Source organism: Paludisphaera borealis (genome assembly GCF_001956985.1).
Lineage (GTDB): Bacteria > Planctomycetota > Planctomycetia > Isosphaerales > Isosphaeraceae > Paludisphaera > Paludisphaera borealis.
In genome coordinates this window covers 6,525,122-6,551,327 of sequence record NZ_CP019082.1, presented here as the reverse complement: position 1 = coordinate 6,551,327, position 26,206 = coordinate 6,525,122, and the positions used below count along the sequence as shown (strand labels likewise).

The window sequence follows — 26,206 nt, the reverse complement described above, 5'->3', positions numbered from 1 at the left end:
CCGTGGGGGGAAACCCGAAGTTCGGGACCCTCGACTCCGTTTTCGTCGCTTCGACCGATTGAGCAAGTCATGATCATTCCTCATGCGAAAGGGCGGAGAATGCCTCTCTCACTGGCGGAACGGGCAAGTTTGATCGAACCCTCCGCGACCCTGGCCATGGGCGCCGAGGCCAAGAGGTTGAAGGTCCAGGGACGGCAGATCCTCGATTTCGCGCTCGGCGAGCCCGATTTCAATACGCCGGCCAACATCCAGGAGGCCGCCATACGCGCGATGCGGGACGGCCAAACTCACTATACGCCGCCGGCGGGAATTCCCGAACTCCGGCAAGCGGTGGCCAAGCTGTACACCGATCATCACGGCGTGGCGACTGATCCGGCCCAAGTGGTCGTTTCCAATGGCGCGAAGCACGCGATTCACAATGCACTCATGGCGGTTTGCGGGCCTGGCGACGAGGTCATCATCCCGTCGCCGTACTGGGTCAGCTACGCCGACCTGGTCAAGCTGACCGGCGCGAAGCCGGTGGTCGTCCAGGCACCAGAGTCGGCCGGATTCAAGATGACTCCGGACCAATTTCTGGGCGTGGTCACGCCTCGCACCCGGCTCTTGATGATCAACAGTCCGTCCAATCCCACGGGAGTGGTTTACGAGCGTTCGGAACTCGCTGCGCTGGCCGAAGCTGTCCTCAAGACCGACGTCGGAGTTCTGTCGGATGAGATCTACGAGCAACTGACGTACCGTGACGCGAAGCCGACCTGTTTTGCCAGCCTCGACCCCGCGCTGCCGGCCCGGACGATCACGATCTCGGGCGTCAGCAAGACGTACGCGATGACGGGATGGCGGATCGGCTGGAGCGTGGCGCCGACGGCCGTTTCCAAATTCATCGGCGACCTCCAGAGCCAGGAGACCAGCAATCCCTGCTCGATCAGCCAGTGGGCGGCGCTTGAAGCGATCACCGGCCCGCAGGAGACGGTCGTGGAGATGAAGGCCCAGTTCGCGCGGCGTCGCGAGTACGTGCTGGAGCGGATTGAGCGGCTGCCGGGCGTGACTTGCACGCCTCCAGGGGGTGCATTCTACGCGTTCATGAACGTCTCGTCGCACTTCGGCAAGACGCTGGGGGGCAAGAAGATCATCGATTCTACGTCGTTCTGCATGGCGGCGCTCAGCGAGGCGAACGTGGCGCTGGTGATGGGCTCGGCCTTCGGGGCCGAGGGGTACGCCCGGATGTCGTTCGCGACGAACCTGGAGACCCTCGAAAAGGGATTCGACGCTCTCGAGCGATTCGTCGCAAGTTGACGGGCCGATCGGCCGATGAAATGAGAGACGGCGGATCGTCGGTCCGTCGCCGAAGGGAGGCGCGGCGCGAATGGGCCGACCATTCGCGCTTGTGCTCTTGTCGGCCTTGGGTTAAGGTGCGGCCCCCTTCGCGACCTCATCTCTCTTCGAGTGCCGATTTCTATTTGATCGTGGTTGATCCCGCAGTCTTGCGAGTGACAGCCACGATGGTTTCGGGGAAAAGGCCCATGAAGGCTGCGTTCCGCCTGACGCTTGCGCTGATCGCAACCTTCGGGGCGTCGGGTTGTCGAACCGCCGGTCTCTCGCCGTCGGCGCGACCGACTCCCACGGTCGTCCCCGAGCCCAAGGTCACGTTCCACCTCGACGAATTCGTCGACGAGCACAACCGGAACGCCGAGCGGGTTGAGAGCCTGCGAGCCAAGGCGACGATTACGGCGTCAATGGACACTCCCGGATCAGCCGACCCCACCAAGGGGGTCGTCAGCGGCCGCCTGTCGCTTCTCCGTCCCAAGAATTTCCAGCTTGATCTTTCTCATTACCAGAATTCGGTCGCGGACATCGGCTCGAATGAGGAGCGCTTCTGGTTCTGGGTCCAGAGCAAGGGCGAAGAGAACAAGCACGTTTATTACTGCGACTACGCGGATCTGCCGACCGCCAACCTGGCCGGGACCTATCAGCCCGACTGGATCGTCGACGCCCTAGGCTTGAAGGCGATCACGCCGGACGAGGCCGCTACGATTCGTGTCGCTCCCGGAGCGAAGCCCGAGACGACCATGCTCACGTTTCCCGCGACGGCCGAGCGCTCCTCCTATGAGCGGGTCATGATCGTCTCGGACAAATCCAGACGGCTGGTAGAGTATCGCGTTCTCGACCGTGCCGGAAAGAAGTTGATCGGAAGGGCGACGGTCAAGCAGTACAGCGACGTCACACTCAAGAACAACGACGACGACGACGCGCCGGCCGCCCCGCGAACCTGTCACATCGCCAGTGGAATCGCGCTGGAATGGATGGACGAGAAGCTTTCGCTCGACATCTTGTTGAAGGATCTCGTGGTTAACGAGCCGTTCTCGGACAAGATGAAAGCCAACTTCGTCGAGCCCAAGCCCAGGGGCTACACACCTTTGGACCTCGCCCAGGCGACTCGCAATCATCCCCGAGCGAGAGGCGAGGAAACCGCCGTGCGCGAGACTTTGCCGGCCCCCGAGCCGCGCAGCCGCGGCCGGCTTGGTCCGTCCGTGGAAATCCACGGCGCCGAGCCTAATTCGGGAACGCGGGCGATCGCCACGCCCGCACGCGCGAAGCCGCCGGCCAGGCACCCCGCGCCGAAGCCCGCCGCGGTGATCGAGCCGACATTGTTGCCCATCAATGACGACGTCGTCGGTGCGGTGACTCCCCGGCCGCCCGGCTCGCCTTACCAGACCGCCGCCGCGGGCGACCTCTCGGGCGGCCTGGCGCTCGAACGCTGAGCGCCGGCCGACCTCGGGGGTGAATCTCAGCCCACCTTGTTCTGCTCGGCGGCGGCTCGCATGCGTTTGCGGGCCCTCGCCAGGATCGGGCCGACGGAGTTCTCGGACATGCCGAGCTTCTTGGCGATCTGGCGGTAATTCATGTACTTGAGGTGATAGAGCCGGACGACCTCGGCTTCCTTCTCGGGAAGTTCGTCCAGCATCCGTTCGACCTCTTCGGCTGAGGCGATGGCTTCGGCTTCGCCCGAGAGGTCGCTGACGGTCTCGCGGTGGGCCTTGGCGTGGCCGAGTTCGGCCTCGCGGTGCCGCCGGATGATCTCCTTGACGCAGATCCGGCGGGCGATCAACGTCAGGTAGGTCGGCAGCGAACTGATGCCTTTATAGCGTCGCAAAACGTCGTAGTCGTCGTCGACGATCGCCAGCAAGACCTCGGAGGCGATGTCCTCCATATCGGCGGAGCTGAGTAATCGACTGCGTGAATGCGCCACGTGATGGATCACGTGGTAGATCAGGCCGAGGTATCGGTCGACGAAGTCATTCCATGCGCCGGGCTCCTTCCCCAGGCACCGTTCGATGAGTTTCCGATCAACGTCGCTCAGGGGCACGGGGCTGCCTCCTCAGAATGAAGAAGGCTCACGAGGGGAAGAGGATCACGCCGAACTTCAAACCGTACGCGGAATTGGTACAATTGTAGCACGTCGGGCGACAACGGCAATCCGCCCCTCGGCGGCTTTTCCGGGTCTCCCACGGCCAACCCGCAACATCGGCAGTCTCGGAGCGACTCGACTTTGGGCTTGTGGGTCGCGGAGATGATTCCGATTCCGGCGACGCGGCCGACCTGTTAGAATTCATGCTTCAACCTGAATGATCACGTGATTTCTCCGCTCGGGGCGACATCGACGGTCGTTCCACAGGGATTCGCGTGCCGATAGATAGGATGACTCGGGCGCCTCGCCGTGGAATTCCGCTCCGCTCGTTTTTGGCGCCTCGTCCCTCTTGGGGGCGTTTTCGGCGACGGCATCGTCCCTCTGCGAGGTTTGCCTTGGAAGAAAAGAAAAATCACCCCAAGATCGTGATCGCCGACGACAACGCCCAGAACGTCGAGCTCTTGGAAGCCTACCTGAGCGACGTCGAATGCGAACTTCGCACCGCGCGCGACGGTGAGGAAACGCTCCAGGTGGTCGAGGAGTTCAAGCCCGACCTCCTGCTGCTTGATATCATGATGCCCCGGCTCTCGGGCTTCGAGGTCTGTCGCAAGATCCGGTCCAACCCCGCGACCAAGGATCTGCTCATCTTGATGGTCACCGCGCTTAACGAGGCGTCCGACTTCGAGCGCGGCGTTCAGGCCGGGACCGACGACTTCCTGACCAAGCCGGTCAACAAGGTCGAACTGCTCTGCCGCATCCGCAGCCTGCTGCGCGTCCGTCATCTCAAGAACCAGCTCGACCGCACCCTCGCTTACCTCGCTGAGTTCGAGTCCGCCAGCCGCGCCACCGGCGATTCGTGACCGCTGCTTTCGAAAGCAAACCGCCTCAAGCACCCGAGGATTCCCCGGGCGCTTGAGGCGTTGATGCGTCTCACTCACTCGCGATCGAGCCGGGACGGGTCATCTCCTCTCGCCGTGCTCTTCCCGCTCGGCCTTCTGCTTCTTGAGGCTCTGAAGTTCGTCGAGCACCTTCGTCAGCTTCTGTTCGAGCGAATCGAGGCGAGCGTCGTCCTTCTGCTCCGGCCTGTCAGGACGGCTCAGATTGATCCGTCCCAGCGGCTTGCCCTGGAGGCGGGGGTCAGCCCTGAAAGTGATTGCGCTAGGTCGGCCGAAGCCCTGAAGTTCGGCAAGCTTGCGATGAGCCTCGCCCAGTTGTTTCTGCTTCGCCGCAACTTCCTTGCTCAGCTCGGCGACGTGCTTGCGGGCTTCCTCGATCTGCTTGCGGGCTTCCTCGGTCTGTTTGGGGTCGCCTTTCGCCTTGAACTCGATGTCGAAGCTGTCGGCTTTGACTGTCCCATCGTCCGATACGATCGTCACTTCCGACGGCTTGCCATCGCCTCCGTCTTCCCGGATCGTTACCGTTCCGCCTTTGACGTTGTCGGTGATGATTTCCCGTCGTCCGGTCACGATGTCGGGCCGTCGGGCGACGATGACCCGCTCGATGGGCTTGACGTCCACCGAAACGGCGTGGGCCTTCGCCTGCACCGGGACCTTCGCGACCTTCTGGAGCCGCTCGACGGCGGACTTCAAGGCCTTGATCTGGCGCTCGGTCGCTTCGTTGTCAGGTTGCTTGCTCTCGATCTCCTTGATCCGGACCGTCAGCCTCTCGATCGTCTTTTGGATCGCCTCGGCTCGCTGCTTCGGTGAATCCGAGCCTCGGACGATGACGCGAATCTCTTCGGTCTTCTTCGCTTCGCCCGGTTTCGCGTCGTCCGACTTCTTGTCGTCGTCCGATTCCGCCAGGAACAGATCGCCCAGGTACTCGGACAGCACGAGGGCGTCCTTGCGATCGTCCTGCCCGTTGCGATTCGCGTCGAGCTTGCCGATCAGCGCGCCCTCGGCAGCCTCGTCGGCGGATACCGTGATGAAGAAGTCGTCGCTCGTCGTCGGCTTGGCGTCATTTGCTTCTGGCGGCGCGTCGGCCTTCTGGGCCCAGGTCGGGCTCATCGGCAGGAGGACGCCGGCGAGGGCGAGGGCGCCCAGCGTTCCCGACCATCCCAGCGTGCGCGGCGTCGTTCCCAGCATGACCATCGTCAGCCTCCTTCGGAGATGATGCACCTTGCCGAATCCGCTCGCCAGGAGCGGCTCGGATTGGGCGACAGGGTTCAGAAAATCCACTGTGTCGAGCAGCGTTTCGGCGTACGTCCGCGCCTCGTCCGGGAACATCCAGACGACCCACGCGTCGCAGCACTGTTCTTCCACGTCGCGAAGCGCCCGACGCACCCACCAGACGACCGGCAGCCACCAGTAGGCGATCGTCACGGCCAGCTCGAAGAGCCGCAGCCAGTGATCGCCCCGTTTCAGGTGCGCCAGCTCGTGCGTCAGCAGCAGCGTGCGGCGGCGGGCGTCGAGCCCCTTCCAGAGTTCGCGAGGGATCACAAGCCGGGGGCGGCCGACCGCCCAGAGCAACGGCGTGAGCCTGCCGTCGATGAAGACAACCGCCGGCGGCCTGTGAATCCCCATGCGGTAAGCCAGCGCGGCGACTTCGTCTTCAACTTCCGGCTCGGCCGGCTCGGCGCTGCGAAGCAGCCGCTGGAACCGCCGGACGCGCACCACGGCCAGGGTCGACGTCGTCAGCGAACCGACCAGCCAGGCGACCCCCAGCAAACCCCAGAGCGTCGCCGGCTCGACCCACGGGGCCGAGGCCGCCGGTTCGTCCGGAACGATCTCGATCGGCTCATCCGTCTCAAACGGCTCGGCCGCGAAGATCAGCGGCGGGTAAGCCTCCGACGCCTGATCGGCCGGGTCGAAGGCGATCATGAGCGAAGCGGCCTCCGCTTCGAGCAAGGGCTCGGCCGTATCGGGATTCATGAGCGGCACCTCCAGCATGGGAGGCGCCAGCAGTTTCACCAGCACGATCAGCCAAAGGCAATGGAGGATCGCCGGCCGTCGCGATAAGATCAGCCCGACCGCCGCGACAGCCATCGCCAGCATCGAGGCGGACAAGGCGTTCGTCAGAGCCGTGCGCATCAAGACTTCCACGGTTGGATCTCCCGGAGACTGGAAAGCGCGCCTGGACGGTCACCGTTTCTTGCGGTCGAGCCGGTCGATCAGCGAGCGAAGCTCCTTGCGCTCCGCCTGCGACATCCCCTCGCCCTCGACCAGATGGGTCAACAGCGGCGTCAGCGACCCGCCGCACAGCGCGTCGGCCACCGCGCGGAGGCGGCGGCCGATCAGCTCCGAGCGATCGACCGAAGCCGTGAACACATGAACGCTTTCGCTCCGATCGCGGTCCACGCAGCCCTTCTGCTCAAGCCGTTCGAGCAGCTTCTGTACCGTCGCGTACACCGAAGCCCCTCCCTGGCCGTACACTCGATCCACAAGCTGTCGGATCGTCGCCGGCCCGTGATCCCAGAGCGCCGAGAGCAACGCCAGCTCGGCTTCCGTCACATCCATCGGATTCAGTTTCATCTCGCTCCTCGCTCTCAGACAAACTGTCTGGGCGGATTGTAAGACAACCTGTCTGAGAGGTCAAGGGACTCTCTATTTTTTTCGATTGGGCGAGGGGGTCGGCTTACGGCTGCTTGCCGAGCGAGGCGACGAACGCGACGAGGTCGGCCAGGTCGCGCGGGGAGAGGTCTTTTTCGAGGCCCTCGGTCATCATCGACTTGCCCGACGAGGTCAGCTCGTCGATGTCGGCGCGGAGGAGGACGTCTTCCTTGCCTTCCGCACGCCGCAGCACGACTGAACTGGCGGTCTCGCTGGCGATCAGGCCGGAGAAGACGCGGCCGTCATTCGTGGCGGCGTTGAAATTCGTGTACTTGGCTTCGAATGCGCTGTTGGGATCGAAGATCGCGGTCAAGAGGGCCTCGGGCGATCGGTCCTTGAGCGCTGCGAGGTCCGGGCCAACGTTCGCGCCCAGGTCGCCGACCTTGTGGCAGGTCGCGCAGACGCGCTGAAAGACCGCTCGGCCCGCCGTCGCGTCGCCCTTTTGCGCGAGCGCCGGCCGGTAACCGTCGAGGACCGCTTTCCGCGATGCTTCGGCTTTGGCGAACAGAGCCTCGGCGCGCGTGCGGGTCGTGGCTTCGCGGGTGGCGAGGAGCGCCGCGCGGTGGGCCGAGTCGATCTCGCCCTTGGGAATCGCGTCGGCTTCAATCAGATCCAGCAGGGCGTTCACCCAGGCGTCGCGGCTGACGACGAGGTCGAGCGCCGATGAGCGGACCTGGGGCGAGAAGCTTTTCCAGCCCTTCAAGAGCGCCTTCGGCAAGCTCGGTTCGGACGATCGGCCGAGGGCTGCGATCGCCGATTCCTGAACGCCGATCGCCTCGCGCGGCGCGAGCAGGCCGACGAGGAGGTCGCGGTCGGTCTTCGATTTGACGGCCGAACACCCGAGCAGAGCGACCGCCCGGCGCCGATCGGCTTCATCGCCCGCGCCGTCGAGGGCCGACTTTCGCGCGGCTTCGAGGACGTCCAGCAGCCCGTTCGCCCGCGTCGCCTCGATCGGCTTGCCGACGCGCGCGGAAGCATGGAGCAATCCGGCGAGGGCCGAGAACCGCCAGGAGGCGAACGCCTCCCCTGCCCCGTCCGGCTTGGCGACGGATTGGATGACCGAGTCGAGGACCGCGCGATCCGGGATCGCGCCGGCCATCGCCACCAGGGGTTCGACGACCTCATCGGGGATCGGCCCCTCCCCCTTGCTCAGAAGATCGACCAGCAGCGGTCCGACATGCGGCGCGGCCGAACTGAGGACCGCGGCGCGGAGCCACGGATCTTGAGGATCGCTCCGGACGATATCCGCCAGGGCGTGGGCGGATCGGGCGTCGGGGCAGTCGCCGAGGGCCAGGGCTCGCTGAAACCGCAGCCGAGGTGAGGCCGAGTCGTCGAGCGTCAGCAGGGCTTCCGTCGTGAGCGGCCGGTCTTTCAAGGTTCCCCGCGTCGCCTGGACGACGGCCGCCCGGACGTAGGCGCTCGGGTCTTTGAGGAGCGCTGATGCGGTCGCGTCGTCGAGTCCTTCCAGCAGCGAGAGCGTCCAGACGGCCTGAACTCGCGTCTTCTCGGATCGACTCGCGGCGATCAGTTTGCGCAGGGGATCGACGGCGGACGGGTCTTGCCTGTGCAGGAGCAGGCGCTGGGCGGTGTCGCGACGCCAGCCGTTGGGGCTTTCGAGGGCGGCGACGAGACCGGCGACGTCGAGCCGGTCGAGCCGTTCGATCGCCCGGGGCTTGCGATCGACGGGGACGACGCGGTAGATCCGCCCTTCCTTACTGCCGGCTCGCAGGTCGATGGTTCTTTGGATTTCGGGGGGAATCCACTGAGGATGTTCGATGACCGCGCGGTACATGTCGGCGATCCAGAGCGCGCCGTCGGGGCCGGTCTTCATCTGCGTCGGCCGGAACCAGTTGTCGCTCGACGCCAGAAATTCACGATCGGCCTCGCCCGGCGCTCGAACGCCCTTCGACGCCGAGCCGTCGGGCTCGACCACCATGCGGTGAACGAGGTTGTGAACCGGCTCGCTGACGAACAGGCTGGTGCGGAAGTGGTCGCCGAACAGGTCGTCGCGATAGGGCGTCGGGCTGTTCGCCGAGGTCACGTGATTGACCGACCCCGGCTCGTTGAATCGGGCCAGCGTGCGGCTGAGGGGATGGAGCAACGTATCGGCTTCGAGCATCTCGCGCGGGTCGGGCGCGGCGAAGTGCGGATTGCGCCTGAGGTCCGACTCGGCGAGCAGGAATCGCCAGGCCCAGTTGGGATTGTTGTTGCCGAACCAATCGCCCCAGTCGTCGCGGCGGCGGCCGTATTGAGTCTGGCCGCTCTCGGTCTCGAACGCGCCCGTGTCGGGTTGGAACCGGAAATCGCGACCCTGGATGTTCACGGTTTGACCCGTCTTGAGCGACCGGACGACCCCGTTGCTGTCGCCGTTCGCGCCGTAGACCCAGCCGTCGAGCCCTAGCTCGAAGCCGTTGAACCGGTGCTGCTGGTTGCCTTCGCCGAAGCCCGTGAACAAGACCTCGCGGTGGTCGGCCTTACCGTCGCCGTCGCGGTCCTCGGCGTAGAACAGGTCGGGCGCGCAGCCGATCAGCACGCCGTTCCGCCACGGCATGATCGCCGAGGGATACGCCAGGCCGTCGAGGAACGTCGTCGACCGCTCGTATCGGCCGTCGCCGTCCGCGTCGTCGAGAATCCGGACGACGCCCCCGGCCCTGCCGCCAACGCCGAGCGGGTAATCGCCCATTTCGAGCACCCAGAGCCGACCGTCCGCGCCCCACTCGATTGCGATCGGGTCTTCGACCTGCGGTTCACTCGCCGCCAGCTCGATCCGGAACCCCGGCGCGACGCGGAACGAACGTAGGGCCGCGGCGGGCGTTTTGCCTTGCGGCGAAACGTCCTTGAGCAAGTCGTTGAACGACCGGCGGTCGACGATGTCGGGCAGCTTGTCGGTATCTTCGTTCTGCCACCAGAGCGACCGCGAGTGGACGAAGAACCCGTTGTTCGCGCCGTTCTTGACGATCTTCGGCAGCGCCCCGGGCTCGCCCGCATTGCCGGCGATCACCTCGCGCGTCCAGCCCTTGGTCGTGGGATCGAAGAGGTAAAGTCCATAGTGCGCGTCGTTCGAGAAAACGACGTCGAGGTGGCCGTCCTCGTCGACGTCGACGAACCGCAGGCCGGCGTCGCGGCCCTGGTGGTCCAGGCGGCTCGCGTGCGGTGGGAGCGCCGGGCCGTTTTCGACCGCCGGGCGGGCGGCGCGGAGCGCCTCAGCCGCGTCGGCGAGTGTCTCCCACGTCCGGCTCTCGGGCTTCCAGACGCGTCCTTCAACCTTGCCATCATGCGACCGGACGACGTCGAGGAAGCCGTCGTTGTTCAGATCCACCAGTTCGACGCCGTTGTCGTTCCCCTTGGGGCCGCGGATCGGGTTTCCGGCGAGCAAATTCTTGTCGAGCCGCTCCTGCGCTTCGCGGAAGTTGAGGAACTTCACCTTCTTGCCGTGCGTCTTGACCGCATGGTCGATCAGCTCGACGACCTGGCTGTTCTGAATCCAGTTGTGCGGGTGGAAGACGAGGTTGTAGACACCCTTCTTGAGCACGGCGATATCGAGCGCCGCCTTCATGTCTTCAAGCGTTTTCGGGTTATTCGGCTTGTGAATGTTCTGCCCTTCCCAGTCGCTGGGCACGGCGCAGGGGAACTCCCAGCATCGGCCGCCGATCACGTAGGGATAGGGGTAGTTCTCGATCGTGTTGACGAACGACTTGAACGGCAGGTACTTGCGGAACTTCTCGCGGCCGTCGGGATCGACGACCAGCGAGCGCGGCAGGCTCGGGTCGTCGGGCGTCGAGATGTTGAAGACCGAGGTGTCGATCGTCAGGAAGTTCCCGCTCGGGCTGGTCTTGTTGAACAGCTCGGCGAAGAACCGAGGGCCGGGCGAGTTGATCGAATCGCAGCACGGCATCCGGAAGGCGACGGGCCGGTTGTTGGGGATCTTACCGATGAGATCGACGCAGTCGTGATAGGCCCGGCTCGACGCGTCGAAGTCGCCGCCGTGGAAGAACGGGCAGGGATGGCCGATCGTGTGGATTTCGATCGACAGACCCTCTTTCAGCCAGCCCTGAAGCCGGGGATCGGTGGGGTCGACCTGGTTGGTCATGATGCTCACCGGCGCACGGCCGTCGATCGTCTTCAGCCGGTCGAGGATCGGCCGGAGGAACGTTTCATAGATCGCCGGCTTGCTCATGTCGTCGACCGCCAGGACCACGACCCCTTCGACCCCCTCCTCGCCGACCCACTGCGGGGTGGTCAGCTTGGGGAAGTCCTTGTGGGGATAATACGGGTCGGCCTCGAATGCGTACGACGGCCGATTCTCGATCGGCGGCCCGGCGGTCGACGCGGCCGGGAGGGCCAGAAGAAGTGCGAATACGAATCCGAGGCGGCGGCGGGTCGACATGACGAGGCTCCAGGGCGGTCGGGCGGTGGGATCGGCCGGCCCCCTCAAGGTGGTCGGTTTCCAGCTTGCTGGCAAGAGGCTGGTCCCTTACGATCGATGCGACGTGGGGCGTCGGAACGTGACGCCGGAGATTCGCGAGACGCCAGGGCGGCCCACCTCATGACGCACACTTTCATCCTGGCGAGCGCTTCGCCTCGCCGCCGCCAGCTTCTCGCCGAGGCCGGCTACAGCTTCGAGGTCGATCCGTCCGACCTGATCGAGTCGGAACCTCTTGCCGGTGTTGCACCAGCCGAGTACGCCGCCGACCTCGCCTGGCGCAAGGCTCGGGCGGTCGCCGACCGGCGCAAGACCGGCCTCATCCTCGCCGCCGACACCGTCTGCGCCGTGGGGGCCGAGATCCTCAACAAGCCAATCGACCGCGACGACGCTGAACGGATGATCCGGTTGCAGGAAGGCCACGACACCGAGGTCATCACCGGTCTTTGCCTCTATCGCGCCGACCGCCCGGAATGGCTGGGCGCGGTCGAGATCAGCGTCGTCCGGTTCCGACCTCTTTCCGACTCCGAGCGCCGCTCCTACCTCGACTCGGGCCGGTGGGAGGGCAAGTCGGGAGGCTACGGCGTGCAGGACCACGACCCGTTCGTGACCGTCGCCGGGGGCAGTTTCTCGAACGTCGTCGGCCTGCCGATGGAACGTCTGGCCGAATTGCTCGCCGCACACCCCAACTTCATGAAGTAGGTCGCACTCTTCGCTGTGCATCGAAGGGGGGCCGACGGATGAACTTGCTCGACTTTTTCAGGAAAGGGCGGTCATGGCGCTACATTCCCCTGGGGGGGGACGTCGACCGCGCCGTCATGTCGGTGGCTCTCCTGGTTGACGACGAGGCCGCGTTCCGAGCCAAAGCACGGGAGGTCGCGGAGCGGCTCGGATCGTCGGCCATACCCAAGCTGAGGTGGCGATTCCATCGATCAACCGCCGCTCCGCCCGGCTTCACGATCCGAGAGCGCGGGCTGACCGCCTGGATGTCCTACTGGCAGTTCGCGATCTTCGAGATCGTCTACAACTTTCGGGAACAGGCTCTTCCGATGCTCCGGAAGGTCGCGTTCGGGGAATATGATTGGACGCAGGGCAACGCGATCGAAGTGATGTGTCGCCTGGCCGCGGAAGGCATCGACCGAGACCGGACGCTCGCCGACCTGAAAAAGAAGATGCCGGGGATGAGGGATGAGGCCCTGGGCTATGCGGCTGCCCCGCTGTTGCAGCTTGCCAAGTATGATCTGCGCCTTGCGGCGGTCGTCGACGAGCTACGGCAGGTCGATGAGTTTGAGAACGCCGTGCGCGATATCATCGCGACGGACCAGCCCTAATCTCCAGGACGGCGTGAGATCAAGGCCCGATACGGGAACGCGACGTTCCCCAGTGCATCCGGTGCATCACACCTCCGCATGTCGCCTCTCCCGATCCGAGGACGATTGTGGCGAACCCGCGCCTCAGTCAATCCTGCCCGTTGTCGCTCGTTGAGTAAAACAGCAGGTTGACGATCCGCCACTTGCCGCGCTCTTGCTTGAGCGTGAAGTGGTCGTAGCCCTTCTGGACGCGAGCGCCGGCGTTCAGCCGCCAGTAGGCCACGACGCGGGCGATCTTCTGTTCGAACCGGATCTCGATGCTTTCAGGGACCTCGATCGACCGGACCGACGAGCGGCGATGAACCTCGCGCTGGCCGGCGACGAACCGCTGGCGCGGCGTCGTGAAAAGCTGGCCCTGGGTGTCGATGTACTGGATGCAGGCGTCTGCCATGAAACAGTCGTCGTAGGCGTCCATGTCCTGATCGGACCAGCTCTTGAAGTAGTGCTCGATGAACGACTTCACGTCCTGCTCGCGGGCCGAGGCGGCCGGCGACGGCTGGGCGGCGACTGCCGCGACCGCCGCCACGGCCACCGGAGCGGCAGCCTGGGGATTCTGGTCGGCGTCGCGCCAGGTTTCGAGCAGGTCCTTGGCGAAGTTCTCCACGTAGTCCTCGGTGACGAACTTGGTCTTGGTGAGTTTCGAGCCCAGGGGAGGAACGTGGCAGAACAGGACCGAGCCGTCGATCTTGCGGGCCGATTTGAGGTATTCGAGGCTGTAGAGGGTCTCTTCGCAAAGGTAGCGGCCGGCGTCGGTCGAGACGTTGACATGGTAGCCCTTCTCGGCGAGCGCCTTGGCGAGCTTGAGCGAGTCGATCGTGGCGTCGAACCGCTTGGGGCCGTCGGCGACGATGTCCGCGGCCGACGGCTTGTTCTTGAGGTTGTCCTCGGCTTCGGCGGCCCGACGGTTGTAGGCCCAGCTCTCGATCGAGAACCCCCCCTCGCCCCCCTGGCCGAGCGAGAAGACCGCGACCGGCTTGTACTCGGCGATCCAGCCTTCCAGTTGGGTCAAGGGCGAGCCCCAAACGACGGGAAGTTGCTTGGCGACCAGCCGGAAGCCCTTCCACTCCTGGCCGTCGAGCTTTTTGATCCCTTCCCATGACGGATTGGGGGGCTTCTTCTTGCCGAACGGCTCGAAGCCGGTGAGCAGGATGACCGGAAGCGCGCTCTTCGCTCGCACGGCCGCCGGTTGCTCGGCCTTGACCGTGGTCGCAGCGTCTTGCGAGGCGGCCCGGCCAGTGGCGGCGGCCAGGGCCAGGCCCACCAGGGCGGCCGTCAGCCCGGCGACGCCGTTTCGACCGAATCGTGAAGTGCGCATCGATGAATTGCTCCCGCGGCTCGAACCTGGAGACGACCCGCCAGCCGGGTCGAGCCCGGGAGTCATTGAAGCAAAGCCCGCGATCGGACGCAAGCCGCGCGACGGCCTCAGTTGCAGCAGTTCTTGCGCTTCATCGTGAACGAACCCTGGATGCCCGAGATGTCCCAGGTTCCGGAGACGTTCTCGGTCGCGCCCGAGGTCAGAGTTCCCTTGTAGACGACGTCGTGGCTGACGCCGGCGGTGCCGTCGTACGACTTGGTGAAGCTCAGCGTCTTGGCCTCCTTGTCGTATCGGCCGTCGGCCGTCGCATGGAGCCAGGGGGAAGTCTGATCGCCGAATGTGTTGGGTTCTTTGATTTCCGCGGTGACGCGGTCGCCGTCCTGGAACAGGAAGACGGTGAACGTGACCGGCCGCTGGCTCATGCTTTCGGGATACCGGTACTCGCCGGTCCAGATCCCCGACAACGCCCCGGCGCTGCAACAACTGGCGGCCGAAGCCCCCTTCTTGGCGTCTTTCGGCGTTTCGCTGCCCAGGGCGAACGCGACGAGACCCAGAGCCAGTGTAGCCACGAGCGCCGATCGACCAACCAGACGCGACGATAGAGCATACTTGAACATGAAACAGCCCTCGACTTTTCGTGTTGACCGTGGGTCGAACGACCCTTCAAATCCCAACGGAATCGCGGGGTTGAACAGCCGGATTATGGACGCGGCCTATGACGTTTGTCCAGTGAAATCATTCCGTGATCTCACCCCGCCGTTTGCTCCCGCGCGACGGTTGGTTTTCAAGCAGGGACGGCGGGCGCGGGGCGTGTCGGCTTGACCGCGACGCGGGGCGTTTCTACGATCGAGGATCGTTGACGCTCGCACGGCCGGCCGGACGCGGCGAGGGCCCGCGACTTCGGATTGGGCAGGTCGTCGCAACCGATGGAGAGTCGCATGCCGCAAGTCCGCGCGTTCCGCAACGGCCTACCCTGGGTCCTGGCCGTCTCGGCCCTTATTGCGGCCTCGGTTTGCACGTTCCGTGGGCCTTTCCCGGCCGTCTGGGCGGCCGTCCAACAGCCCGGCGAGGTCATGCTCGAAGTGAAGTCGGAATACTCTCGCATCAAGGTGACCCGCGAGAACACGACGCGCACCCTCTGGTTCATTCGCGACAACGGCGAGGAAGTCGTCGAGAGCCGAGTCGACCTGGCGCGTCTCAACGACCTGCTGGTCGAATACACCCGGTACATGTTCCTCAGCTACGTCTTTCGGCCGAATCCCGAGAAGGTGCTGATCGTGGGGCTCGGCGGCGGGTCGATGGTCCACTTCCTCCAGCAACACGACCCGAAGGTGAAGGTCGACGTCGTCGAGATCGATCCGACGATCGTGAGCATCGCCGACCGCTATTTCGGCGTCCGGACCGGCCGCAACGTGAACATCAACGTCACCGACGGTCTCGACTACCTGACCCATGCGGACGCCAAGTACGACGTCATCTATATGGACGCCTTCCTCAGACCGTCCGGGGGAACCGACAAGGTCGGGGTTCCGCTTCATTTGAAGACGCTCAAGTTCTACAGCGAGGTCCAGAAGCGGCTCAATCCCGACGGCGTTGTGGTTTTCAACCTCAACCCCCACCTGTCCGTGCAGGAAGACATCCGCACGATCAAGGAGGCCTTCGCGAACACCTACGTGTTCCGCCTCACCGGCTACGACGGCTTCGTGGTCGTCGCCTCCACGGCCGAGAACGCGCTCACGCCGAAGACCATCAGCGCCGAGGCCGCCCGGATCGACGGGCGGTTTCACGCCCCGTTCTCATTCCGGAAGATGGCGGGCCGGCTCGCGAGGTGAGAACGCCGAGCGCGGGTGCCGGTCGTTTTCTTCGGAAACCAGGCCGGAGAGAAGCCGACTGCTTCAACCCGCGCAGCGAGGTTCACGACGCTGGATACAACGGACCTGCGATCGAGAGCTTGGAGGCGAGATTCGCGACACGTTGAATCGCCCTCGATCAGTCGTTGGGAAGAATCCGTCGATTGGGTCGCGAAGGGATGGATTTTCGGCATGACGATTGCTAGGTTTGCTTGGATTCGCATTCTGTTTTGACTGATGGTTCTTGCATCGAGGGCGCCATGCCGGCACGCTGGGGTCTCGATTCTCCGATCTCCGGGGGGCCGCTCCCATGCCGCCCTCTGTGGCTGGCTTGATCGGCGCAACCCGCTGGGGTCGGTGAAACGGATCTCCTCCCTATGGGCAGCGAGCGTTCATCAACAACAGAACAACAGGATCACCGATGGACGACGAGATGAACGCGTGAGCGTGTTTTCGGGACGTGCTCCCCTGGCCGGATTCACTGAGCAGCCTTCCTTGGTTACTAGCGGACAATCATCGGCGCGGCGTGTAAGCGGGTTCGCGTCCTCGCATGTTCAACGCTATGGAATAGCGGTGGCGTTCAGCGTCGTCGCCGCTGTTGGACGGTTCGTGCTGTCACGCTGGCTCGACGACCATTTCATACTGGCCACCGGGTTTCTGGCCGCGGTCGCCGCCTCCTGGATCGGCGGCTTCGGACCGGGGCTGGCGACCCTGATTCTCTCGTTCTTGCTCATCACGCGCGCCGGCGTGGCGGGAGTCCTGCAGATCGGCGGCCAGCCGACGCGAACGGAGGTCGTCCTCTATTCGGTCGCTGGTTTCGGGGTCGCCTGGTTGGGCGGCCGGATGCGGTCGGCGCTCGCCGCCGCCGAAGTCGGGCGGCTCGCCGCTCGGGAGCGTCAGGAACGACTCGATGAAGCGCTCGGCGAGCGCCGCGGCATTCAGGACGAGAAGGAACGGCTGCTGGTCGAGCAGAGTCTGATGCGGGCCCAGGCCGAGCGGCAGTCGGCGACGCTCGCGAAGCTGGTCCACGAGCTTCAGGAGAAAAGCGCCTTTACGGAGGCGATCCTCCGCCAGGTTCCCTCGGGGATCATCGCCGCCGAGGCCGCGAGCGGCGGGTTGGTGTTCCGCAACGACGTCGCCCAGCGGATCGCTCGTGACCCGCTCGAACCGGGTCGTTCGGTGACGGATTCGGTCGAACGGATCGAGGCGGTCGGCTTCCGCCCAGACGGCGTTCCCTATCACCCCGACGATTGGCCCCTCATGCGTTGCTTGAGGACCGGAGAAGTCGTCGAAAATGAGGAAATCGAGTTGCGCTTTCCCGAGGGAGTAAGCAAGACGATCAGCGTGAACGCGGGGCCGGTCCTCGACGCCTCCGGCCGGATCGTCGCCGCCGTCACCGCATTCGACGACGTCACCGAAGCGCGGCGCGGTCAAGACGCGCTTGTGGAGAGCGAGAACCGGTTTCGACGGCTCGCCGGCGCGATCCCCCACATCGTCTGGATATCCAACTTCGACGACTCGCTGGAATTCCTCAACAACGGCTGGTTCGATTATACGGGAATGTCGGCGGGAGCAACGAATTCGCAGGACGAGTGGAGTTCCGCCATTCACCCCGACGACCTGGACTCCGTCCATGAAGCGAGGCGCCGGGCGCTGGCCGCGTGCGCTTCGTACGAGGTCGAGTATCGGATTCGCGGACGAGACGGCGTCTATCGCTGGTTTCTCGGCCGCGGGGTGCCGGTCTGCGACGAACAGGGCTCGCCGGTCTCGTTCTTCGGCACGGCCACGGACATCGATGATCGCAAGCGCGACGAGCGGTCCGCGCGGTTCCTCGCCGACGTCGGGGCCAAACTCGCGGCGGTCGTCGACGAGGAGACCACGCTCCGAGAGATCGCCGGCCTGGCCGTCCCATTCTTCGCAGACTGGTGTGGGGTCGACCTCATTGAGGAGAACCACGACCTGCGGAGGGTCGCCGTCACATACGACGGCTCGACTCCCGAGGACGTCGTCGACGTCATTTCGCACCGATATCGCTTTCGAACTGGCGCGCCGCACGGCCTTCTGGGCGTCGTCCAGTCGAGGCAGCCGGACTTGGTCGCCGACGTCACCGACGACATCCTGGTTGCGGTGGCCCAGAACGAGGAGCACCTTCAGGCGCTCCGCGCGTTCAATCCGCGCTCGTACCTGTGCGTGCCGCTGATCGGCCGCGACGGCGTGCTGGGCGCGATGTCGTTTGCGACGACCAGCTCGGGTCGGCGCTACGATCCGAAAGACCTCAAGCTGGCAATGGAGCTCGCCGGCCGCGCGGCGGTGGCCATAGAAAACGTCCGGCTCTACGACCGCCTCCGCGAGACCGACCGCCGCAAGGACGAGTTCCTCGCGACCCTCGCCCACGAGCTGCGCAACCCGCTGGCGCCGATCCGCAACGCGGTCCTCATCCTCCGCCTTAAAGGCTCGACCGACACCGACTCGCAGTGGGCGCGCGAGGTGATCGAACGCCAGGTCGGGCACATGTCGAGGTTGATCGACGACCTGCTCGACGTCTCGCGGATCACCCGCAACAAGCTGGAGCTGCGGCTCGACCGGGTCGACCTCGCCGCGGCCGTCGGCGACGCCGTCGAGACCAGCCGGCCACTCCTTGACAGCTTCGGGCATGAGCTGAAGCTCGACCTTCCCACGGAACCCGTCGTTCTCCTGGCCGATCGCACGCGGCTCGTCCAGGTTTTCGCCAGCCTACTCAATAATGCGGCCAAGTACACCGACCGCGGCGGCGTCATCGCCCTCTCCGTCCGCCTGCGGGAGCACGTCGTCGAGATTTCCGTCAAGGACTCGGGCATCGGAATCGATCCCGAGCAACTGCCCCACGTCTTCGAGATGTTCGCCCAGTTCACGCCGTCGATCGATCGCACGCAAGGCGGTCTGGGCATCGGCCTGGCGCTCGTCAAGGGCCTCGTGGAGCTTCACAAGGGGATCGTCGAGGCTCGAAGCGCGGGCCTGGGCGCGGGCAGCGAATTCCTCGTCCGTCTGCCTCTCGCGGCCTCGACCGCGGCACGCGGCGCCCGGACCGGCCCAGGCGACGGGTCGCACGCCGATCGGCCTCACTCGCGCGTGCTGGTCGTCGACGACAGCGAGGACATCGCCGAGTCGCTAGGCCGCGTCCTCTCGCTCAAGGGGCACGAGGTCCACCTGGCTCACGACGGTGAGAAGGCGTTCGCCCTGGCCGGCTCGCTCCGGCCCGACTTCGCCGTGCTCGACATCGGCCTGCCCGGCATGAACGGCTACGAGCTCGCCCGGGCGATCCGCAAACAGCCCTGGGGGCGGGCGATCACTCTGATCGCCGTCACCGGGTGGGGGCAGATCAACGACCGTCGCCGCTCCAGCGAGGCTGGCTTCAACCATCACCTGGTCAAGCCGGTCGAGCCGACGACCCTCCTTCAGCTCATCGGCAGCCCGTCGTCGAATTCCTGAGAGCCCCGCCCTACTCGCCCAGCCGGGCTCGCAACGACTCACGCTCGCGGCGCGTCGCTTCCAGATCGAACCGCGTCGCCGCGAGGTCGAGCCGGAAACGTTCCAGCGCGTCGCGGGCGATCGTCATCACCCGGCCCCGGAACTCCGCCTGTTCGAGGACGTCGTCGATCAAGGGCTCCAGCTCGGCGCGAGCCGTCGCCGGCAACGCCAGAATCCGTTCCCGTAACGCGAACAACTCGGCCGGAACGCCCGCGCCGGGCTTCGCTCTCTCTGTACTCGTCGCGATCATTGGTGCAACTCCCAAGTGGTGCTGAACCAACTCTAACATGCGAAACCAGAGAAGGTCGGCGGATCGCGACGAATTGCCGTTCTGGTGAAAGATTGCGGGCTGCGAAGACTTTCGGTTCGCCGCTCGGGCTGATTCTCGGCTCGACTCCTCCGAAAGGTCGACCCGATCGGAACAGCTCCACCCTGGCGTCGCGGAATCGCGAAAACGGCTCAAGTCGCTGGCGGCCGTCCACCGATGAGTAATCCCAGCGCGAGCGCGGATCGGTTCGACGCGGCGTCGGCTCGATGGATTGAGCCGGCGTGTGAGAATCAAGTTCGACGCCCGATCCTCTCCACTTCACACCGTCAGATCATCGTTCGAGGCAGGATGCCACAAAGCTATTTCAGCAAATCGAAGCTTCGGTTCCTCTGGATCGCGGCGCTGCTCGTGATCTTCGCGAGCCCGGCGCACGGCGACGATCCGCCCGCGCCCGACAAGCTCGACGCCCTGCTCGACCGCTTCCAGAAGATGGAAGAGACCAACCGAATGCTCAATGAGAAGCTCGACCAGCTCTCCAAGGAGAACACCGAGCTTTCGAAAGAAGTGCGCGACCTCTCCAAGCAGGTGAAGCAACCCGCCGCGCCCGCCGCCAAGGCCAAGAGCAGCGGACTCGCCGGCCAGGGCGCCTGGGAAAAGGCCATCGAGCAGGAACGCGCGAATCGCGAGGCCGGCAAGTCGCCCAGGGAGGAGTTGCTCAGCAGCGCGGCGACTTCAGGCGGGGCTCGAGCCAGCGAGCCCCAGGGCGTCGGCAACCGCTACCTCGGCAAGATCCCGCTCCGGGCCTATTTCGATTACGCCAAGGACGGCCTCGGCTTCGCCACCGACGACGACGAGTTCGAACTCAAGTTCCGGTCCGAGATTCAGATTGACAACCTCGTCTTCCCTGGCCCCGCCCAGCAATACATCCACGGCGGAGTCTACCTCTCACGAGCCCGTTACTATTTTCAGGGGCACTTCACCAAGCCCATCGACTACCAGCTCTCGTTCCAGCGCAGCTTCACCTCATTCGGCTTCCTCAACGCCTTCTTGAACTTCAATTACGACAAGCGTCTCCAGCTTCGCATCGGCCGGTTCAAGCCGCCGTTCACCTACGAATGGTACAAGCTCAACAATTACCGGTTCATCACCCCCGAGCGCCCGCTGTACGCCGAGAACTTCGGACTTAACCGGATGGAAGGGATCATGGGCTGGGGAATGTTGTTCGACGACCGGATGGAGTACGCCGCGGGCGTATTCGCCGGCCCTCGCAACTCCGACCAGGACTACAACGCCCAGAAGGACGTCGCCGCACTGTTCAATTTCCGACCCTTCATGCTGAAGGACGGAGTGCTCAAGAACCTGAACTTCGGCGGCTCGGTCGATTATGGAATGCAAGACAACCCGGCCAATCCGGCGGTGCTGCGGTCGAACATCAACGCGTCGGCCAACGCCGTCAACGCGACCGACGCCGCGGCCAGTGTCGGCATCCCGTTCCTGGCGTTTAACAACGACGTCGTCGAGCGCGGCAAGCGCGAGCTGTGGGACCTCCACCTGGCGTACTTCTACGAAGGGTTCTCTCTGATCGGCGCTTGGGGCTCGGGCATCAACAGCATGTCAAAGAAGTCGGGTGCCGCGCCGGTGCCGCTCTCGGTCGACGGCTGGCACGTCGCCATGGCCTACCTGTTGACCGGCGAGACCATGAACGAGCGGACGGTGATCGACCCGATCCACCGCTTCGACCTCCGCAAGGGCATGTTCGGCCTTGGCGCCTTCGAGCCCTTCGCCCGCTACAGCTTCCTCGAAGTCGGCAAGGAGGTCTTCACCCAGGGCCTCGCCGACCCCAACCTCTGGACCAACCGCATCCAGATGACCGACGTCGGCGTCAACTGGTACCTCAACCGCCTGACCAAGATCTACATCGACTGGCAACATTCGATGTATGCCGAGCCCGTCTTCTATAAAACCGGCGGCCTCCGCTCCACCAGCGACATCTTCTGGGTCCGGTTCCAGTTCTACTATTGAGATGAAATCCGGCTCCTGACGCGGTTTGCGATCGGGCTGCTGACATGAAAATAGCTCCGCGAGGGCAGGCCCGAATACAAGCTCGAAGCGCCAGCGAGTGAATGGATTCGACCCGCCGATCGGAGATTCACTCGCTGGCGCTTCGGGCTCGTATTCGGACATGGAACTCCCTCGCGTTTTCATGAGGCCGGGTGTTCCGACGGCGTCAGGACGGTTTGTATCCGGACCCAGCCGATCGCGAGGGCCCCAAAGTCCCTTGCTCAGTTCAGAACCAGCTTCCGAAGCCGTAGGGCGTTGGTGATGACGGAGACCGAGCTGAAGGTCATCGCGGCGCTCGCGATCATCGGGCTGAGCAGGAGCCCGAAGAACGGATAAAGCACTCCGGCGGCGATGGGGACGCCGAGGACGTTGTAGAGGAAGGCGAAGACGAGGTTCTGGCGGATGTTGCGCATCGTCGCCTCGCTGAGCTTTCGGGCTCGCTCGATCCCCCGGAGGTCGCCCTTGATGAGCGTGATCCCCGCGCTCTCCATCGCGACGTCCGTGCCGGTTCCCATCGCGATCCCGACATGTGCCTGGGCGATCGCCGGGGCGTCGTTGATGCCGTCGCCCGCCATCGCGACCGTCCGACCCTCATCCTGGAGCGCCTTGATCGCTTCCGCTTTCCCTTCCGGAAGCACGTCCGCCCGGAAGTCGTCGAGGCCGAGCTTCTTCGCCACGGCCGCGGCGGTCGTCCGGTTGTCGCCCGTCAACATGACGATGCGCAGGCCGCTGGCGTGAAGCTCCTTGATTGCGTACGCCGCCGATTCCTTGATCGGGTCGGCGATGCCGAGGAATCCCGCCGGACGCCCGTCGATCGCGACGAACACCACCGTCTGACCTTCGCCGCGAAGGGCTTCGGCCCGCGCGATCAACTCGCCGGGGTTCACGCCCGACTCTACCAGGAACCTGCTGTTGCCGATCGCCACGTTCCGGCCTTCGACCGTCCCCTTCACACCCTTTCCGGTGATCGATTGGAAGCCTTCGACCTGTGTGAGCTTGAGGCCCCGATCTTCGGCGCCGGCCGCGATCGCCTCGGCTAGCGGGTGTTCGCTCGCCCGCTCCAGGCTTGCGGCGAGCCGCAGCATTTCGGATTCGTCTTCCGCCGACGCGGCGACGACGGAGACCAGGCGCGGCTTTCCCTCGGTGAGAGTGCCCGTCTTGTCGACGACCAACGTATCGACTCGCTCCAGTGTTTCGAGCGCCTCCGCGTTCCTGACGAGCACTCCCGACGTCGCCCCTCGGCCGGTCCCGACCATGATCGACATCGGCGTCGCAAGACCGAGGGCGCATGGGCAAGCGATGATGAGGACCGCGACCGCATTCACCAGGGCGTACGCGAACCGAGGCTCGGGACCGAAGCTCGCCCAGGCGATGAACGTCAGCAGGGCGACGAGGAGCACGATCGGCACGAAGTACGACGCAACGACGTCGGCCAGCCGTTGGATCGGCGCCCGGGTGCGCTGGGCTTCGCCGACCATTCGAACGATCTGAGCAAGCATGGTCTCCGCGCCCACACGCTCGGCTCGCATGACGAGACTTCCCACGCCGTTCACCGTACCACCGATGAGCGGCTGTCCCGCCGTTTTCTCGACGGGGACCGGCTCGCCGCTGACCATCGATTCATCAACGAAGCTGGAGCCTTCGAGAACGACGCCGTCGACCGGCACCTTCTCGCCGGGCCGGACGCGCAGCCGATCGCCCACCTGGACCTGATCGAGGGCCACGTCTTCTTCCCGTCCGTCGTCGAGAAGCACCCGGGCGTGCTTCGGAGCGAGCCCCAGCAGCGCTTTGATGGCGCTCGACGTCTGGCTGCGGGCGCGAAGCTCCAGAACCTGCCCGAGGAGGACGAGCGTCGTGATGACCGCCGCGGCCTCGAAGTAAACCGGCGCCAAGCCGCCATGCCCGAGAAACGAGGCCGGGACGAGGCTTGGAAACAGCGTCGCGACCAGGCTGTAAAGGTAAGCCACGCCGGTCCCCAGGGCGATGAGCGAGAACATGTTGAGGCTTCGATTCACGACCGAGGCCCAGCCGCGCTCGAAGAACGGCCACCCGCCCCAGAGGACGACCGGCGTCGAGAGGGCGAGCTGGATCCAGATCGAGACGTGCGGGGACACGAGCCGACGCACGACCGGGATCATCTCGCCCATCGCGAGGGCGAAGACTGGCAGCGTCATCACGAGGCACCCCCAGAAGCGGCGTGTCATGTCGATGAGTTCGTGGTTCGGCTCGTCGTCGGCCGTGGGGACGAGCGGTTCAAGCGCCATGCCGCACTTCGGGCAACTCCCCGGTCCCTCTTGCACGATCTCTGGGTGCATCGGGCAGGTGTAGAGCGTCCCGCTCGGGGCCGGCTCGGCCGCTTTCCCGTGAGACATGCCCACGGGCCCTCCGCTCAGAAATCGGTCCGGCTTGGCGCGGAATCTCGCGAGGCATCCCTTGCTGCAAAAATGGTAAGTCTTACCCGCGTGCTCGAAGGACCCCGCCGCGTGTTCCGGGTCGACGTCCATGCCGCAGACCGGGTCTTTTACCGTGTGCGTTGAAAGGATTTCGAGGCCGCGCGGCGTGGGTTTGGGGGCGTGGCTAGGGTTATGGTCGAGCCCTCCTGACTGCGTCTGGTCGCCGAGATACTTCGCCGGCTCGGCCCGGAATTTCGCGAGGCATCCCTTGCTGCAAAAAGAGTAGGTCTCCCCCGCGTGTTCGAAGGAGCCCGCCGCTTTATCGGGGTCGACGTCCATGCCGCATACCGGGTCCTTGACGAGCATCTCGACCTCCGATTTGAGAGAGCGGCCGCCGTGGCGTTGGCCTTCGTTTCGGGAGTTCATCATAGGTCCCCTTCCAGGTGGTGCAAGATGGGGCACTCGGCCATCGGCCCGTGTCCCGAGCAGGTTGCGTTGAGCTTTTTCAGGGCCTTCTCCATGGCCTTCAGGCTGGCGATTTTCCGGCGGATGTCGGCGAGCTTCTCCTCGGAGCGGGTCTTGACGTCGGCCGGTGTCGCGCCGGGCCGGACGCGCAGGGCGAGGAGTTCCTTGATCTCTACGAGCGAAAACCCAAGCTCCTGGGCCCGCTTGATGAACCGGATGCGCTGGACGTCTTCAGTTGGATATTCGCGGTAGCCCGAGGCCCGTCGGGGCGGCGTCGGGAGCAGCCCCTTCCGCTCGTAGAACCGGAGCGTTTCGACATTCACCCCGGCGGATTCGGCCAGCGCTCCGCTGGTGAGGCCCGGTGCGACACTCGGCTTTTGCATGGTTGATCCTCCCGTTCCATCTATCCTACAGCCTGTATCTAGGTACGGAGTCAAGGGACAACATTAAATGAACATCAACATAACGCCCGACTTGATCGACGCCGATCGATGAGGGGTGGGTTACGATGTGTCCGCCTTGACTCGTTCTGATTCGGAGCGTAGACTTCGACAACCGGCGTACACCCTTTTCACTTGCGTTTCGCTGGTCCAGTAGGCGACCCATAATGCCCACGACTCTCCGCCAACTCTGTCGCCCGCTGATCGCCCTCGCGGCGATTCTCGCGACCTCGTTGGCGAGCGAAGCCTCTGCCTGCTCGACGATGACGTCGGGCCCGATGGCATGCACCGTGGTCTGCGGTTGTTGCTCGCCAGGGACGAGTGTGGCCTCGACGAGTCGCCTCGATACGGCTCGAATCGCGACCCTGCCGCAAACGCCGATGACCTGCCAGTCGACCCCCGGCGCGGCTTGCTCATGTCGGTCGCAGGTGCCGGCCACTCCCACGCCCAAGCCGGCCCAGAGCACGGCCGAGGGCCGTTCCGAGCTGAGCCCAGCCTCGGTGCTCGTCTGCCTCGGTGATGAAGCCGCCGCACGCAACCTGCTTGCTCCGCGGGGCACGCCCGCTCTGAGCCCGCCGAAGACCCCTCTCTATCTTCGGAACGCTCGTCTCCTATTCTAACGCCGCCCCCTAGGCGTGGCACTTTCGCGTCGACGACTCCGTGCGTCTTGCGTTCTCCGTCCGTGATCGGCCGGTGCCGCGACGTCGCGCAGTCATCGAGCTTGGAGCCTCGACGCCGGGGATGAGGACGACGGCCCGCGCCTTTGGCGGGGCGTCCTCCCCCTCCCTGGAAACGGGGGACGGGAGCGGTCCGCACCGGGCGGCCCGCTGGCATGAAAACGTGTTAGAACAGGAGATGCATGATGAATCGCCGTGGAATGATGGGAATGTTCGCCGCGTTGGCTCTTGTCGGGTTCACGAGTGTTTTGGTCAACGCTTCGGATACGTTGTCGAAGGCCAAAGTGGCCTGCGCTTGCTGCGGCGACGCCTGTGCGTGCTCGGCCTGCAAGTGCGATGCGAACAAGACTGAGACGTGCGAAGGCTGCTGCGCCGCCGCTTGCTGCACCGCGTCGACCGCGAAGTCGGGCGCGTGCTGCGAAGACGCCGCCTGCACCGCGTCGGGCGTGAAGCCAGGCGCGTGCTGCGAAGATTCCGCCTGCT

General features: G+C 64.9%; 18 protein-coding genes. 8 read left to right on the top strand and 10 right to left on the bottom strand.

Features of this window, described 5'->3' with window-relative positions:
- Nucleotides 1-99: 99 nt before the first annotated feature.
- The gene (locus BSF38_RS25260; RefSeq protein WP_076349834.1) at nucleotides 100-1,293 is read left to right on the top strand and encodes a pyridoxal phosphate-dependent aminotransferase; all 1,194 of its coding nucleotides are present in this window, start codon (nucleotides 100-102) and stop codon (nucleotides 1,291-1,293) included.
- 227 nt (nucleotides 1,294-1,520) lie between these two features.
- The gene (locus tag BSF38_RS25255) at nucleotides 1,521-2,759 is read left to right on the top strand and encodes a hypothetical protein (RefSeq protein WP_076349833.1); all 1,239 of its coding nucleotides are present in this window, start codon (nucleotides 1,521-1,523) and stop codon (nucleotides 2,757-2,759) included.
- 26 nt (nucleotides 2,760-2,785) lie between these two features.
- Here the strand turns inward: BSF38_RS25255 and BSF38_RS25250 are convergent, their stop codons facing one another.
- Nucleotides 2,786-3,364: an RNA polymerase sigma factor gene (locus tag BSF38_RS25250; protein WP_076349832.1), complete on the bottom strand. Its 579-nt coding sequence runs from the start codon at nucleotides 3,362-3,364 to the stop codon at nucleotides 2,786-2,788.
- Nucleotides 3,365-3,801: 437 nt separating this feature from the next.
- Here BSF38_RS25250 and BSF38_RS25245 point away from each other — a divergent pair, with 437 nt between their 5' ends.
- Nucleotides 3,802-4,266 carry a response regulator gene (locus BSF38_RS25245; RefSeq protein ID WP_076349831.1) on the top strand — a complete coding sequence of 155 codons (465 nt, stop codon included), beginning with the start codon at nucleotides 3,802-3,804 and terminating at the stop codon, nucleotides 4,264-4,266.
- A 99-nt stretch (nucleotides 4,267-4,365) separates the two neighbouring features.
- On the opposite strand, the gene BSF38_RS25240 is transcribed toward BSF38_RS25245, so the two are convergent.
- The 3 genes from BSF38_RS25240 to BSF38_RS25230 form a co-directional block, all read right to left on the bottom strand.
- Nucleotides 4,366-6,447, bottom strand: coding sequence for a M56 family metallopeptidase (locus BSF38_RS25240; RefSeq protein ID WP_145952317.1), 2,082 nt, complete (start codon nucleotides 6,445-6,447; stop codon nucleotides 4,366-4,368).
- 39 nt (nucleotides 6,448-6,486) lie between these two features.
- Nucleotides 6,487-6,876, bottom strand: a complete 390-nt coding sequence (locus BSF38_RS25235) for a BlaI/MecI/CopY family transcriptional regulator (protein WP_076349829.1) — start codon at nucleotides 6,874-6,876, stop codon at nucleotides 6,487-6,489.
- A gap of 103 nt (nucleotides 6,877-6,979) precedes the next feature.
- Nucleotides 6,980-11,341 carry a PVC-type heme-binding CxxCH protein gene (locus tag BSF38_RS25230; protein ID WP_076349828.1) on the bottom strand — a complete coding sequence of 1,454 codons (4,362 nt, stop codon included), beginning with the start codon at nucleotides 11,339-11,341 and terminating at the stop codon, nucleotides 6,980-6,982.
- Nucleotides 11,342-11,500: 159 nt separating this feature from the next.
- Here BSF38_RS25230 and BSF38_RS25225 point away from each other — a divergent pair, with 159 nt between their 5' ends.
- Nucleotides 11,501-12,079, top strand: a complete 579-nt coding sequence (locus tag BSF38_RS25225; protein WP_076349827.1) for a Maf family protein — start codon at nucleotides 11,501-11,503, stop codon at nucleotides 12,077-12,079.
- Between the two features lie 284 nt (nucleotides 12,080-12,363).
- On the top strand, nucleotides 12,364-12,708 hold the full coding sequence (locus BSF38_RS30960; protein ID WP_145952316.1) for a hypothetical protein: 345 nt from the start codon (nucleotides 12,364-12,366) through the stop codon (nucleotides 12,706-12,708).
- Between the two features lie 127 nt (nucleotides 12,709-12,835).
- Here BSF38_RS30960 and BSF38_RS25215 read toward each other — a convergent pair whose 3' ends face one another.
- Both BSF38_RS25215 and BSF38_RS25210 read right to left on the bottom strand, forming a co-directional pair.
- The gene (locus tag BSF38_RS25215) at nucleotides 12,836-14,062 is read right to left on the bottom strand and encodes a pyroglutamyl-peptidase I family protein (RefSeq protein WP_076349825.1); all 1,227 of its coding nucleotides are present in this window, start codon (nucleotides 14,060-14,062) and stop codon (nucleotides 12,836-12,838) included.
- A gap of 107 nt (nucleotides 14,063-14,169) precedes the next feature.
- Nucleotides 14,170-14,631 (bottom strand): hypothetical protein, encoded by a 462-nt coding sequence (locus tag BSF38_RS25210; protein ID WP_145952315.1) that lies wholly within the window; start codon nucleotides 14,629-14,631, stop codon nucleotides 14,170-14,172.
- Between the two features lie 369 nt (nucleotides 14,632-15,000).
- Between BSF38_RS25210 and BSF38_RS25205 the strand changes: the two genes are divergently transcribed.
- Nucleotides 15,001-15,894 (top strand): spermidine synthase, encoded by an 894-nt coding sequence (locus tag BSF38_RS25205; protein ID WP_076349823.1) that lies wholly within the window; start codon nucleotides 15,001-15,003, stop codon nucleotides 15,892-15,894.
- 591 nt (nucleotides 15,895-16,485) lie between these two features.
- Nucleotides 16,486-19,380, top strand: coding sequence for an ATP-binding protein (locus tag BSF38_RS25200; RefSeq protein ID WP_076349822.1), 2,895 nt, complete (start codon nucleotides 16,486-16,488; stop codon nucleotides 19,378-19,380).
- Nucleotides 19,381-19,390: 10 nt separating this feature from the next.
- Here the strand turns inward: BSF38_RS25200 and BSF38_RS25195 are convergent, their stop codons facing one another.
- Nucleotides 19,391-19,669, bottom strand: a complete 279-nt coding sequence (locus BSF38_RS25195) for a hypothetical protein (protein ID WP_076349821.1) — start codon at nucleotides 19,667-19,669, stop codon at nucleotides 19,391-19,393.
- A gap of 366 nt (nucleotides 19,670-20,035) precedes the next feature.
- Here BSF38_RS25195 and BSF38_RS25190 point away from each other — a divergent pair, with 366 nt between their 5' ends.
- Nucleotides 20,036-21,709, top strand: coding sequence for a porin (locus BSF38_RS25190; RefSeq protein WP_076349820.1), 1,674 nt, complete (start codon nucleotides 20,036-20,038; stop codon nucleotides 21,707-21,709).
- A gap of 260 nt (nucleotides 21,710-21,969) precedes the next feature.
- On the opposite strand, the gene BSF38_RS25185 is transcribed toward BSF38_RS25190, so the two are convergent.
- The 3 genes from BSF38_RS25185 to BSF38_RS25170 all read right to left on the bottom strand — a co-directional run bounded on the left by BSF38_RS25185 (nucleotide 21,970) and on the right by BSF38_RS25170 (nucleotide 26,159).
- A complete protein-coding gene (locus BSF38_RS25185) occupies nucleotides 21,970-24,567 on the bottom strand; it encodes a heavy metal translocating P-type ATPase (RefSeq protein ID WP_099092122.1) in 2,598 nt (865 codons plus the stop codon).
- The gene (locus BSF38_RS32415) at nucleotides 24,567-24,989 is read right to left on the bottom strand and encodes a heavy metal-responsive transcriptional regulator (protein ID WP_076349819.1); all 423 of its coding nucleotides are present in this window, start codon (nucleotides 24,987-24,989) and stop codon (nucleotides 24,567-24,569) included. The genes BSF38_RS25185 and BSF38_RS32415 overlap by 1 nt, the downstream gene beginning before the upstream one ends.
- Before the next feature lie 900 nt (nucleotides 24,990-25,889).
- Nucleotides 25,890-26,159 carry a hypothetical protein gene (locus BSF38_RS25170; RefSeq protein ID WP_076349817.1) on the bottom strand — a complete coding sequence of 90 codons (270 nt, stop codon included), beginning with the start codon at nucleotides 26,157-26,159 and terminating at the stop codon, nucleotides 25,890-25,892.
- Nucleotides 26,160-26,206 lie beyond the last annotated feature (47 nt).

What these genes read in the sequence shown, in the direction of transcription:
- BSF38_RS25260 (WP_076349834.1), top strand. Translation starts at nt 100, where the DNA reads ATGCCTCTCTCACTGGCGGAACGGGCAAGTTTGATCGAACCCTCCGCG.
- BSF38_RS25255 (WP_076349833.1), top strand. Translation starts at nt 1,521, where the DNA reads ATGAAGGCTGCGTTCCGCCTGACGCTTGCGCTGATCGCAACCTTCGGG.
- BSF38_RS25235 (WP_076349829.1), bottom strand. Translation starts at nt 6,876, where the DNA reads ATGAAACTGAATCCGATGGATGTGACGGAAGCCGAGCTGGCGTTGCTC.
- BSF38_RS25230 (WP_076349828.1), bottom strand. Translation starts at nt 11,341, where the DNA reads ATGTCGACCCGCCGCCGCCTCGGATTCGTATTCGCACTTCTTCTGGCC.
- BSF38_RS25225 (WP_076349827.1), top strand. Translation starts at nt 11,501, where the DNA reads ATGACGCACACTTTCATCCTGGCGAGCGCTTCGCCTCGCCGCCGCCAG.
- BSF38_RS30960 (WP_145952316.1), top strand. Translation starts at nt 12,364, where the DNA reads ATGTCCTACTGGCAGTTCGCGATCTTCGAGATCGTCTACAACTTTCGG.
- BSF38_RS25215 (WP_076349825.1), bottom strand. Translation starts at nt 14,062, where the DNA reads ATGCGCACTTCACGATTCGGTCGAAACGGCGTCGCCGGGCTGACGGCC.
- BSF38_RS25205 (WP_076349823.1), top strand. Translation starts at nt 15,001, where the DNA reads ATGCCGCAAGTCCGCGCGTTCCGCAACGGCCTACCCTGGGTCCTGGCC.
- BSF38_RS25195 (WP_076349821.1), bottom strand. Translation starts at nt 19,669, where the DNA reads ATGATCGCGACGAGTACAGAGAGAGCGAAGCCCGGCGCGGGCGTTCCG.
- BSF38_RS25190 (WP_076349820.1), top strand. Translation starts at nt 20,036, where the DNA reads ATGCCACAAAGCTATTTCAGCAAATCGAAGCTTCGGTTCCTCTGGATC.
- BSF38_RS25185 (WP_099092122.1), bottom strand. Translation starts at nt 24,567, where the DNA reads ATGAACTCCCGAAACGAAGGCCAACGCCACGGCGGCCGCTCTCTCAAA.
- BSF38_RS32415 (WP_076349819.1), bottom strand. Translation starts at nt 24,989, where the DNA reads ATGCAAAAGCCGAGTGTCGCACCGGGCCTCACCAGCGGAGCGCTGGCC.